Genomic DNA, 11,646 nt, shown 5'->3' with positions numbered 1-11,646 from the left:
CGCACTCTAAATCGTGAAGAGGCCCATTACCGGCAGCATCGCTTGAATCGCTGCCTTGAGGTAGAACCCCCTACTACGCGAGGTGCGCTCGGCGAGCCGGTCGAGGCGGGCGATGGTTGCGGTGTCCAGGCGGACGGAGACCACCCTGCTCGGCTGCTGTGGGGAGTGGGTGGTGTCTGTCATCGTGGCTGGTCCTCCTGGTGGTGTTCTTCCAGGCTGGTACACGGTGTGCACCCCCTGCCCACCACAGTGGGCACGAGGGACACCATGGTTGGAGCAGCTCAGCAGAAGCCCCTGGTTCCATGTCGACAGGCGTTCTCGCTTGCCCAGCTCACCTCGATGTACTCCCTCCCCGAGCTTGCGAGGTCCTGCTTTCAACGACCAGGACCTCCAGGACGATCCCCAGCTCCATGCTTGCTGGCACGTCCTAGGGACAAACCGACTCACTCCCCCACCGTCATGCTGCGGAGCATAACTCCCCCTCATCTCCAGAGACACCGTGTCCTCCGCGAGGATGGCCCTTCTCCTCAACGCATCTCGGATGAGGTTTCCGTGATGGAAGAGATGCCCCACGACGTTTGGGGGCAAGGCGTCGCGCAGCGGCGCCGCGCCAGCCTCGATCCAGGCCGTTATTTCCACCTTCAGTAGCGATAAAAGATGACCTTTTACCCTGGAACATATTGTTTTACTGGATACTGTTATAGAAGACGGGGTGAATAAAAAATAACCGCAGGTCAAAGCCTGTGGATAACTATTTTACCGAGGGTAAATGTACGCACGACCGAGGGTAAATGTACGCACGACCGAGGGTAAATGTACGCACGACCGAGGGTAAATGTACGCACGAGAATATCGACCGAGGGTAAATGTACGCAGTGTGACCTGCGGAAATAGAAAACCCCAGTCGAGCAGAGCTGCGACCGAGGGTAAATGTACGCAGTGTGACCTGCGGAAATAGAAAACCCCACAGGAGTGGGGTCAGTGGCTACCTGAATTCGAGTTTGCGTCTCGGCTTCGGTGGGATCGGCGTAGGCCCCTGATGGACAAGGAGGCCCTCGGCCGTGACTTCGGCTCCTACCTCGGGCCAGAGCTCTGCAATGGAGGCGACACATTTTTTAATCTCGGTCCGGAAATCCCGCCGCTGCACCCAGGTAGTCAGTTCCACCGGAGAGAAATGACCTTCGAGGGTCTCCCAGGTAAAAGTAAAAGAGCGTTCGTTGCGCTTAGATAACCAGAACTTCTTGAGGGCAAGCCATGTGTAGATATCCATCGCTCGGGGCTTTCCGAGTTGCTGGAGGACGGAAATATCTATCGGGATTGGTGCCCGGTTGATCTCACCGTAGAACTCTTCAGTGAGTTCGATGAACGATTCGCTCATGGCCGGCTGATCCGGGTCTGGCGACAGCCAAAGCTCGTGGTAGTTACTGATATCCACGGTGGGATTAGCTGCTCTACGGGTAGAGAGTGCGGTCTGCGCGACATTTTCGACCCTGATTGAGCAAGCCGCAATGCGGTCGACTTGATCACGAATCCGGGCAATAACAGTTCCACTCCCCCGCGTCGTCAGCCCGATCGCACGCAAGAAGGCGTTGAGAGAGTTTCCGAGGGGAATTCGCCGGGCTTCCTCCACGCTCATCGAACCAGTTTTAACCTGCCCCTCACGCTCTACTGCCTTGGTGATGACGTAAGCCATGACCAGCCGGGGATACTTGCCATAGGGCAACCCAGCGGTAGCGGTGACTGTGATTTTTGTCGGGCCTTGTTGGACCTGGCGGATTAGGTCGGTGGAGCTGCGATACGGGAAGAGGGCTTGTACAAAAACTCGACTGGTATAGCCCACGTCTCGATGGTCTGCAGGTTCGATCAGGTCACCAATAGTATTGGCAGCCGTGGTGTCCGCAGGGGTATGATTATCCATAAATCCTCACAACCGGGTTCTAATTCTTCTGTGGGGTCACGTCCGGGGCTGTTGGCGCAGCGCCCGGACTTTTATTGCGTTAGGTTCCAAACTACATGCTGGCGGGGGCCAGCTGGGCTGACTTGGCCGATGACTCGCGGGCGTCGACGGTACCTACCTTGGCCGCCCGGACCACTCAGGAAAGCTGAAGTAATGGACCGCCGAATACGGGTTGCCTGTATTTACAGCATTACAGTTACCGTAAGGCCGTAAATACGGGTTGCCTGTATTTACAGCATTACAGTTACCGTAAGGCCGTAAATACGGGTTGCCTGTATTTACAGCATTACAGTTACCGTAAGGCCGTAAATACGGGATTGCGGCAGAAATGGGGTGGACGTAGTGTTCGAGCACTTTACAGTTTTACGGTAACCGTGAAACTGTAAAGCCATATTTACAGATTTACGGTTGGCGAGAACTTTACTTCTTGGAGGTGACGTAAACGGTCAGCTGTTCCTCCACGATTTCCCGCATGGTCTTGCCTTCCTGGGCGGCGATCGCCTTGAGCCGGCGGTGGAGGTCGACATCGATCTGAATGGTCAACTTCTTCAGTGTTCCGGGGTCGTCTTTCGGCTGGAAGGTGTCTTCCACGCTCTTCCCTGCAAGGTGGGTTCGATTACTCTCGCTAGCCTTCTTAGGGCCGACCTGGCCGGAAACTCTGTTTCTCGTGCTGCTCATTCGACAACCTCCAGGATCTGTTTGGCCACCCCGTCGTACCCATGGGATTCGGGCCCGGGAGTGTAGCCAAAGGTTGAGTGGATATTCTCGCGCAAAGGAATAAGTTCATCGAAGACGGGGACTGCATTGTCCGCGAGGGCTTGAAGGACAATATCGAGCGAGCTAGTGCCGGTACGGGCGAACGTGATCAAAACGCCGTACGCTTTCCCCTCCAGCGAGGGCTGTAGCTCCCAGACCCGAGATAGATCCGCATTCGTGGCGCGCGTGGGAACCACGACGAAATCTGCGGCAGCGATGGCCGCGTCAATTGCTTCAGGATCGCCGGGGGGCGTGTCCACCACGATGAGCTCTTCCGGTTCTGCCAGTCGAGCAATTCTCTCTAGGCGGCGGGGAATGGTGTTTTCCACCCTGAAGGGCAAGGGTTCCCCGGCGTCCTGTGCCCGCTCGGCCCAATCAATGGCCGTGCCCTGACGATCAAGGTCGATCACTCTGACGTCTTTGCCCTGTGCGGCAAAGGCTGCGGCAAGATACATTGACGTCGTCGTTTTTCCGACGCCGCCTTTGGCGTTAACCACGCTGATGAGCATGTAAAACCTCCTCCTATGTGTGTGCCCCCTAGGATACAGGAGTACGGCTTTACGGCAACTGTAAAGCCGTAAAGCTGGAAAAGCGGTTGCCAACCACCGGCCCGAAGCGAGACGACCCTCCTGGCGGGAAACGAAACCGCATTGCCGGAAATACGGCAACCGTAAAGCCGTAAAGCTGGAAAAGCGGTTGCCAACCACCGGCCCGAAGCGAGACGACCCTCCTGGCGGGAAACGAAACCGCATTGCCGGAAATACGGCAACCGTAAAGCCGTAAAGCTGGAAAAGCGGTTGCCAACCACCGGCCCGAAGCGAGACGGGGCGTGGCCGGGGATAGATTTTTAACCCAATTCTGGAAGGGGGCTGGATGGGTACTTCAATTCTGGGCCAGGCTGCAGCCAGGGGTGGGGGAGTTGCCGGCTATTTGTCTTTGGATTTTGGTGGCCGGGCCATCCCGGCGATCAGTGTTCCGGCGTCGACGTCGAGCACGGTGGCGAGGGTGACCATGTTGAGCAGTGCGATGTTGCGCTCGCCGCGTTCCACCGAGCTGACGTAGGTGCGGTGCAGCCCCGCGAGGTGGGCCAGTGCTTCCTGGGAGAGGCCCGCTGCCTGGCGGGCGGCTTTCATTCTCAGGCCGAATTCGCGAAGGAGGTCATCATCAGTGCTCACTCCTCCCGTTCCTTCCTGCCGGGCTGAGCTGTCTCCTCGCCGGTGCTGGCGTGGCTACAGTTCGAGACCACCTTGGGTGTGATCGACGACCTGCTGCTGGTGGTGGGTGGGTGCGGTGGGGGTGTCCTGCGCGGCGAGGTCATCTCTCATCCGGTTCTGGCGGGCGCGCTCGCGGTCGGCGACTGTCTCGCCCTGGGCTTCGTGCAGGGCTTCTGGGGCGTGCTCGTCGAGGACACAGTCCGCGACGCTGATGCGAGTGCTGACCTGAGCGTCGGTGAAATCCACGCCGGTGAAATCCACACTCTGGAGATATCCGGCGATCTGTGCACCCGTGAAGCGGGCACCGGCCAGCGAGCACATGGTGAACCGGGTGCGGACCAGCTGCGCCCCGCTGAAATCCGCCCCCTCAAGATCACACTTGTGTAGGGGAATCACCTGGAAGGGGCCATCACCCACCCCGAAGCGCGCTGAGGTGAAGCTCGCGCCCTGCATCTGGCAGGACCGGAAGCTGACCTGGTGGAAGTCGGTGTCGTCGAAGGCAGCACCACGCAAGTCACAGTCGATGAACTTCACGCCCGTCAGCTCCATCCCGCGCAGATCCGTGTTGCTCAAGTCCCGGCCGTGGATCTCCCCGCGCTCCGGCAGGGGAGTATCCAGCGGTCGCAGGTCGCGGACAGTGTCGCCCGCCAGCTCTGCGTGGGTGGTGGTGGCCCAGTTGTAGAGTTCGGCGTCCTGGCCAATATGGCGCGGGGGCAGGGCGGCCAGCTCCGGGGCAGAAGAGGGGAGGTGTGACTCGAGGCGGTGGGCGATGACCGCTCCGACGTCACGTGAGCCCTCCAGGTCCTGTGTCGCTTCACCGATCAGGTCGCGGTAGTCGATACCGTGACGAGCCAAACGCACCGCCGAGGTGGCAATGCGCTCGACGGCACGCTCCTCATCCACCGGTGCGGTGAGTGTGACCGGTAGGGCGTCGAGCAGGTCGCGGACCTCGGGTTCGAGCTGGGTGCGACGCCACGAGGTGGTGAGCATATCGGTGGCGGTGGCCAGGAGCTCGTTCTTGCGCTCGGGGCTGGTGGCGTGGGTGAGTTCTGCGCGGGCAAGGTCATGGGCACTGACGTGACCGTCATCGGTGGCGACGATGGAGCCCAAGATCTCGTGGTGGTCGGGGGCGTGGTGTTCGCCGGACATGTGCCAGTGGGCGTCCTCAGAGTCCAGATCAATCCGGGTGTCCTCGGCAACATAGATATGGTTCTGCTTCTTGCCGCGTGTGGCGGCCACATACAGGCCGCGTCGGTCGGTCTCAGATCCGACGACCGCACGGGTGACATCAACGGTGACCCCCTGGGCGCGATGCACCGTCGCGGCGTAGCCGAGCTGGACATGCTCAGCCACATACTGAGCCGGCAGGATCAGCGGACGGCGGCGCTCTTGTGAGGTCACCTCGAGGGAGCCGTCCTGGCGGATGTGGGTGATGGTGAAGCGGTGGCCGTTGAGCACCCGCTGCCCACCAATGGTCTGATTCCTCCGGGTGAGGATCACATCCCCTGCCGCTGCCTGATGCCCGGTCCCCAGGGTGACGTGCGGCCCATCGGTGTCGACGAGCCCGCGCTGACAGCGGGCGTCCCGGATGATCTGGTTCGCGGCGTCGACATCGGCTCGGGTGGAGGCGATGAGGATGCCGGTGCGCCCGGCCTGCTCATCAGCGAGGTGCGCGTGTGCGGCGGCGGTGACCATATCGCTACGTGCCCCGTGGTGGACCCAGCCACGGGAGTGGTAGAGCTTAAGGCCGGTTGCGTCACCGTGGCGTATGGCCAGGCCGGCGTTGGCTTGGTCGGTGTCTGCTCCCATGCGCATGACCTGGTCGAGTTCGATCGACTGGTCTCGTTTGACCAGGGTGCGGAAGAGTCCGCCGGTTTCCACGGCGTCGAGCTGGTGGGGGTCACCGACCATACGGACTACGGCACCGGAGGCCTGGGCGATTTCCACCAGGGCTGCGAGATCGGCGGTGGTGGCCATGCCGGCTTCATCGAGCAGGAGCATGTCCCCGGGTTTGAGGGTGATGCCGAGGTGGTCGAGGCTGCGGGGGTGGTCGCCGACCATGCCGCGCCAGCGGTAGGTCAGTGAGGCCAGGGTATGACCGGGCGTGCCGATGTCCTCAGCCAGGTTCTGGGCGGCGGTCGCCGAGGGGGCCAGGGCGATGACCTGGTGGCCGTGGGCTTGCCAGATGCGGGCGACGACGGCCATGGATGCGGTTTTGCCGGTACCGGCAGGACCGACTCCGGCGGTGAGCTGCGCCCCGGATTCCGTCAGGTGGGAGACCAGCAGCTTCTGGCCCTCGTTGAGCTCGAACCCGGACGTGGTGGCATGCTCCGACAGTGCCTTGGTGACGCTGGTGCGGGTGGCGATGTGTGCGGTCGGTTCCGCCACCGCGTCGAGCACAATTGCCTCCTCAGTCAGCGTCGCCTTGGCGGTGAGCATCACCGCATCGTGGTCCTGGTCGATGACCCGGCCATCGGCGTGCAGCAGCGCGGACGGGAGCATCTGATCAGCCGGTGGGGTGAGCGAGACGATGAGGTGGTCCAGCGCGAAACGGGTGGCGTCCTGGCGCACCTGCTCGGCCGTCTCCTCGTCAGCAAAGCGCCACTGGTTCATGCGCATGGTGACCGAGGTGGTGAGGTGGCGTTGGTAGAATTCCGCGCGTCTGCTGCGGGTGTCCTCGGTCGCCTGATGGGCCAACAACTCCACCGCTTCCTCATAGGCGGACGTGCCAGCAGGAGGGAACACGTCCCGGGCCTGAGCCTGGGCGGCAAGCCGGGCAGCGGAGAGCACCTTACCGCCGGCCATGGCGGCCCACTGGGCGCGGTGATCTTCCAGGGACTGGGCGGGTTTTTTCGCATCCCGGGTATCCAGGATGGCCTGCTGCCACAACTGGTAGCGCACCCGATCCGAGGGGGCATGCCCATGGGTGGTCGCGTACGCCGCGGCATAAGACTCGTAGACCGGGCGGGCCATGGTGCGCCGCGAGGAGAAGCGTTCGATGAGCTCATCATCAATGCCGGCGATCTCCCACACCGGCTGCTTGTCATCGGCGGTGATGCGCGGGCGAAACTCCAGGCCAAGGCGCTGCGTGAGGCGCTGGTTGAGCAGCTGCTGGTAACGCTGACCCACCAGGGCGGAGTTCTTCAACAGGTGCGAAGCGTCGATGCTTCTCCACTTGTCTGCATCCGCCTTGGTCATGCCCGGAGTCTCAGGATCGGCCTGGACTTTATTGGAGATCAGACAGTGGGTGTGCAGGTCCGGATCCCCGGCCCTCGTGTCGTAGTGGACGAAGGTCGCGGCGATCATGCCGCGGGCCCGGATCTGGCGTTCCCCGCGCGCACCGGTGCGGGTGAACAGCGCATGGTCCTCAATCCACGCCAGGCAGTCGTTGACGGTCTCCTGGTGGATGTCTTCGATCGCCTGGCGGGTGTCATCATCACCCAGGGCCCAGAGGACGGAGACGGATTTCTGCGGCGAAAACGTCAGGTCCACCCCCGAGGTGGCCTGTTTGACCTTGTTCTTCTCGTCATTGAGCCAGGCCAACACTTCCCGCGGGGAACTGCCCGCGACACCCTGCTCTTCTTCGTAGTAGGGGCGGGCGATCTCGAGACCAATGACGTTGCGTTCCTCCGTGCTGGGCCGGCGCCCATGGGCCGTGAGAAACTCCGCTTCCGCCTGTTTGATGGCCTCGAGGACTGGCACGCCTTTGGTGTAGATGGGGAAGCGCCTGCCCAGCTGCACATCCTTGATCGTGGCGCCCTCGTGGAGCATGCGGTGGTCGGCGTCCGGGTGCAGGCCTTCGCCGTAGAGCGCGGCCATCTGCGCCTCACCTACCACCACCCCGGAGCCGATGGTGGTTTCCCCGAGGCCGTCAATGCCTCGGCCGAACCAGCGGCCGGGTGGGGTGCCGGTGGCCTGGTAGTAATCCGACAGGGAAGTACCGGCACTGGTCGTGTCGTCGTGGGCGGCCACCGAATCCAGGAGATAGGCGTAGCCGTCTCCTGCGTTGACCACCCTCACCGACATCATGTCCCCGATCATACGGAGCCTTGTCGGCGTGGGGGAGCAGATCATGCGGGCGGGTCTGTGAGCGGGAGAAACCGGAATTCAGATCATCTGCAAAAGGTGTGTGGTGGTTCATGTGGCTGCAGCAGCGCGGAAGGCACGAGGTTGGTCGACGACAGGACGACGGGCGGGTGTCAGCGAGACAGGAGCAGCGGCGTGTGTCGGATGGGTGCGCTAGGGTCGAGGCAAAGAAGACGAACGACGCGTGTGAGATGTAGGGGAATGGTTGATGATGGCGGTGGCCAGAAAAGGATCGCTTAATGCCCGCCAGCGGGCACGCCTGGCAGTCCAGGTGGATCAGGAGAAACTCAAGCGCCAGGTCGACCTGTTCACCGAAGCACTGATGGCTGTGGATGCGAGGGATCAGGCAGAAGTCCGCCTCGGCCGGGCCCTCAATGAGCTTCGCGGGATGGGGTTGAACCGCGCGGATATTGCCGAGCGCACCGGCCTGGCTCCCCGGGAAGTCTCATCAGCGATGCGGGCGGCGAAGGACGCCGACATCCTCGAGCCCAGCGACGAGACTGAGACCGCAGAAGGCGAGGAACTGACGACGTCTACTGGGGGCGTTGATGACCCGAAAGGCTCGCAGATTCCTGGTGACTCAGGCGACGACCAGGCCGCGAGTGACGACGCGGAGCGCGACGAGATGTCGGCGCGCTCCGGCGATTATGTTGCCGCTCATTAGCTCCATGAAGCGTCGGTGACGGGTGGTTGAAGACGGTCTGTTTCCCGCACCCATGAGGGCAATGACACCTGCGGTCAGAACCTCACGGGTCCCGGTCATTCCCGACCCCGATTTGCCGCTCACCCAGCGGGCCCAACAACGCTTCTGGCGCCAGGTTGTCCGCGGTACGGGTGAGCGGTGTTGGATCTGGGTAGGGGCGATTTCCTCCCCCGACGGCTACGGCCGATTCACCTGGCAACAAAACCGCCATCGTCGCACAGTTTCCGCCCACCGCGTGGCCCTCATGATCGCCCACGGTGGGGAGCTGCCCGCCGACCTTGTCGGTGAACATTTCTGCTGCGAACCCCTGTGCGTCCGGGTCGGCGATGGGCACCTGCGGCTGACCACCCAGGCCACCAACCTTGCCCGGGCCGTGGCCCTCGGCCGGCACTCCTCCAACCGCGAAGTCGTCGCCAGCCACCACCGCGCACAGCGCTCCTACCGGGTACGTCAAGCAGTCCTTGACGGCTGGAACGACGACGCTGTGCGATCGGCGCAGGGTGGTTCCCACACACCGAATGAGCAACCCGGGTTATGGTGACAAACAGCAGAAAAACGTGAGCCACGACCAAGAGATTGTGGCTCGTTGTTTGTGTTGGGTTCTGATCACTGATCTTGGTGGGTGCTTCCGGCCGTCGCACCCACTAGAACGTCCAGGACGATCTCGCACGCCCGTAGAGGCCGTGGAGATACTAGGGTGATTTTCTCACCGCATGCACCGCCTTGCACTCGCATCCGTGTCGAAGCGAGAACGATCCGACCCGTGAATTTTCCCACGGCCTTCCTGACCCCCGGTTCACACGGAACCAGGGAGGTTGCTGGACACCTGGCGACCCACGCAGCCACCACCTGATGCTCAACTACCCAGGGCCAGCGGAGGTGCCTTACTCCGGACGGGTCGGGAAACCTGGCCGCTCGCGCGGCGATGCGAGCTGCTGCGCCGATTGCCATCGGCGACACGGTGTCCCGTTGAGAGAGCCAGGGCAGCCGAGTGCGATGTGGTGTTGCCGCTCGGAAAACTGGTTCGTGCTCAGCCCGCCCCGTAGATACGAGGAAGCCATGCCCCGGATGTCAACTGTAGAAGCTTTGTTCTGCCGCAGTGCGCTGTGGCGTCTTCTGTCCCCAAAGATGGTTCCCTGGTCGACGCAGGGCTGGTCCCTCACTGGAGGCGTTCTGGAGATCGGGGGCGGCAGCGGAGCGATGGCTGAAGCAATCATCCACTCCCACGGTCAGGTGAACCTCACGACGACCGACGTGGATCCCGCCATGGTCCAGGCTGCCCAGCGATCCCTCGCAGAACTCCCCATTGAGACACGTCAGGCCGATGCCACTGCCCTGCCCTTTGCCGACGAATCCTTCGACATGGTGTTGAGCTTTCTCATGCTCCATCACGTGGTCGAATGGGAGCAGGCGGTGGCTGAGGTGACTCGGGTCCTGCGCCCGGGCGGGTTGTTTGTGGGATACGACTTGCTCTCCTCGCGCGTGGCGAATTGGCTTCACCGGGTCGACGGCTCCCCGCACCGCCTCTTCGAGGCCGCCGCCTTCGAATCCGCCCTGAAACAAGTTGGTCTGGAACCGCTTCGACTTCGCTCCACGCGCGGGGGCCTGGTCCTGCGGTTCGTAGTGCAGAAGCCGAGTATCGCCGACCACAACCCCGGTAACTCTGGGCACAGTACCTAGCTGTTCCGAGAAGAAGAGATGTAACTAATAAGTCCAGGTCATCAGCGGTAACGATGACCGGTGCGGGATCTGGTGCGAGGCCATCTCGCCTCCCGATGTCTATGGCTGGCCAGCAAATCAGAGAACATCCGCCACGCCGTGAAGATCGGCCGCCACCAAGCAAACACCCCCGCCACCGGCAGAGTCACCGGTGGGAACGCTCCCGACTCGTCGGTGACGTCGTCCGCCAGGGAGGCAACGCCCACGCCTACCGGCTGGCCCGGAAGATGCTCACCCACGACAAGGACCACCTCACCCTAGGGGAGAAACCCAAGACACAAACACCCAGGGACCTCAACTAGATAGTTGAGGCCCCTGGGTGTTTAGGTTGCGGTTGGTGGGTCTTACTCCGCCGGGGAGATCTCGCTTTCGGTGACCCACTTGTGGTTGGTCATGGTCATCCCGTCGACGGTGAGATCCACCATGTACACCGTCTCATCAGTGGAATAGTCGATGGTGGCCTCCGCCCCATGCATCCCCGTCATGTGCTCGGCGTCGAGGATGACCGCGGCCCCCTCCGGCAGCGGAGCCGCACCCGGGTCGACGAGCTCCTCGTGGACCACCCACCGGTGGTCGGTGATCGGGCCGCCACCGGTGGTGGGGGTGTAGCTGACGGAGTAGGTGGTGGTGTCAAACGCCCCGGAGACCGTCGCGGTGGCCCCCTCCATGCCCGGCATGTGATCGGCGGTGAGGATGACCTCGGTGCCCACCGGGTAGGTCGGATTCTCCTCCGCTACGATCCCTGCCGGGGGTTGCCCACCATCAGCCGGATGGTCATGACCTTCTGCGTCCATGCCAGCCTCCGCGGAGGACTGGGTGGTTGGGGTCTCGGGTGCGTCGGATGCGGTGTCGTCCGCGCAGGCGGCCAGTACCAGGGTAGAGGTGAGGGTGAGGGCGGCTAGAGCAATGGTGCGTTTCACGATAATGCTTTCTAGGTTTCTTGGTTGGTGCAGAAGCTGAGAGTCAGAAAGGGATGGTGCTGTTCACTAGCGTCGTGGCTTGTCACTCCTCCGGCTCGATAGGTGCCACTGGGGTAAGGCCTGGGGTAGGACAGCGTCCGGCTCTGGGGAGCCTGTGGCCGGCCCACTCGACGCAGCTACTGCCCGGGCACTGGCCACGTTACCCAGGGACTTCCTAGCGGCTTTAAGCCGCGGGGCGGAGAAGGGGTTTCTTCATGAAATCTTCATGATTTAACCCCGTGATTCCCACCG

The 11,646-nt window shown here is 62.4% G+C and carries 10 protein-coding genes; 3 read left to right on the top strand and 7 right to left on the bottom strand.

Annotated features, from left to right (window positions below; genetic code table 11):
• Positions 1-6: 6 nt before the first annotated feature.
• The 6 genes from CETAM_RS13335 to mobF form a co-directional block, all read right to left on the bottom strand.
• Positions 7-183 (bottom strand): ribbon-helix-helix domain-containing protein, encoded by a 177-nt coding sequence (locus tag CETAM_RS13335; protein ID WP_156229539.1) that lies wholly within the window; start codon positions 181-183, stop codon positions 7-9.
• 802 nt (positions 184-985) lie between these two features.
• Complete coding sequence (locus tag CETAM_RS13330; protein WP_156229538.1) at positions 986-1,918, bottom strand: replication protein RepA; 933 nt, start codon at positions 1,916-1,918, stop codon at positions 986-988.
• A 459-nt stretch (positions 1,919-2,377) separates the two neighbouring features.
• Entirely contained in the window at positions 2,378-2,500 is a 123-nt protein-coding gene (locus tag CETAM_RS13985) for a hypothetical protein (RefSeq protein ID WP_259428668.1), read from the bottom strand.
• Between the two features lie 131 nt (positions 2,501-2,631).
• Positions 2,632-3,222 (bottom strand): ParA family protein, encoded by a 591-nt coding sequence (locus CETAM_RS13325; RefSeq protein ID WP_156229537.1) that lies wholly within the window; start codon positions 3,220-3,222, stop codon positions 2,632-2,634.
• A gap of 417 nt (positions 3,223-3,639) precedes the next feature.
• Positions 3,640-3,888 carry a helix-turn-helix domain-containing protein gene (locus CETAM_RS13320; RefSeq protein ID WP_156229536.1) on the bottom strand — a complete coding sequence of 83 codons (249 nt, stop codon included), beginning with the start codon at positions 3,886-3,888 and terminating at the stop codon, positions 3,640-3,642.
• 54 nt (positions 3,889-3,942) lie between these two features.
• Positions 3,943-7,956: a MobF family relaxase gene (mobF, locus tag CETAM_RS13315; RefSeq protein ID WP_156229535.1), complete on the bottom strand. Its 4,014-nt coding sequence runs from the start codon at positions 7,954-7,956 to the stop codon at positions 3,943-3,945.
• 265 nt (positions 7,957-8,221) lie between these two features.
• Between mobF and CETAM_RS13310 the strand changes: the two genes are divergently transcribed.
• From CETAM_RS13310 to CETAM_RS13300, 3 genes are all read left to right on the top strand, one after another.
• Positions 8,222-8,677: a hypothetical protein gene (locus CETAM_RS13310; RefSeq protein ID WP_156229534.1), complete on the top strand. Its 456-nt coding sequence runs from the start codon at positions 8,222-8,224 to the stop codon at positions 8,675-8,677.
• A 274-nt stretch (positions 8,678-8,951) separates the two neighbouring features.
• Positions 8,952-9,257 (top strand): hypothetical protein, encoded by a 306-nt coding sequence (locus CETAM_RS13305; RefSeq protein ID WP_156229533.1) that lies wholly within the window; start codon positions 8,952-8,954, stop codon positions 9,255-9,257.
• Between the two features lie 311 nt (positions 9,258-9,568).
• Positions 9,569-10,396 carry a class I SAM-dependent methyltransferase gene (locus CETAM_RS13300; RefSeq protein ID WP_330221215.1) on the top strand — a complete coding sequence of 276 codons (828 nt, stop codon included), beginning with the start codon at positions 9,569-9,571 and terminating at the stop codon, positions 10,394-10,396.
• Between the two features lie 383 nt (positions 10,397-10,779).
• Here the strand turns inward: CETAM_RS13300 and CETAM_RS13295 are convergent, their stop codons facing one another.
• Complete coding sequence (locus tag CETAM_RS13295; RefSeq protein ID WP_156229531.1) at positions 10,780-11,355, bottom strand: YdhK family protein; 576 nt, start codon at positions 11,353-11,355, stop codon at positions 10,780-10,782.
• Positions 11,356-11,646 lie beyond the last annotated feature (291 nt).

The sequence above is a fragment of the Corynebacterium comes genome (assembly GCF_009734405.1).
Classification (GTDB): Bacteria; Actinomycetota; Actinomycetes; order Mycobacteriales; family Mycobacteriaceae; genus Corynebacterium; species Corynebacterium comes.
This window is presented reverse-complemented; position numbering and strand designations above follow the sequence as displayed.

Bases quoted from the DNA above. Each gene is read 5' to 3' on its own strand.
- CETAM_RS13335 (WP_156229539.1), bottom strand. From the start codon at position 183: ATGACAGACACCACCCACTCCCCACAGCAGCCGAGCAGGGTGGTCTCC.
- CETAM_RS13300 (WP_330221215.1), top strand. From the start codon at position 9,569: ATGCTCAACTACCCAGGGCCAGCGGAGGTGCCTTACTCCGGACGGGTC.
- CETAM_RS13310 (WP_156229534.1), top strand. From the start codon at position 8,222: ATGATGGCGGTGGCCAGAAAAGGATCGCTTAATGCCCGCCAGCGGGCA.
- CETAM_RS13325 (WP_156229537.1), bottom strand. From the start codon at position 3,222: ATGCTCATCAGCGTGGTTAACGCCAAAGGCGGCGTCGGAAAAACGACG.
- mobF (WP_156229535.1), bottom strand. From the start codon at position 7,956: ATGATGTCGGTGAGGGTGGTCAACGCAGGAGACGGCTACGCCTATCTC.
- CETAM_RS13330 (WP_156229538.1), bottom strand. From the start codon at position 1,918: ATGGATAATCATACCCCTGCGGACACCACGGCTGCCAATACTATTGGT.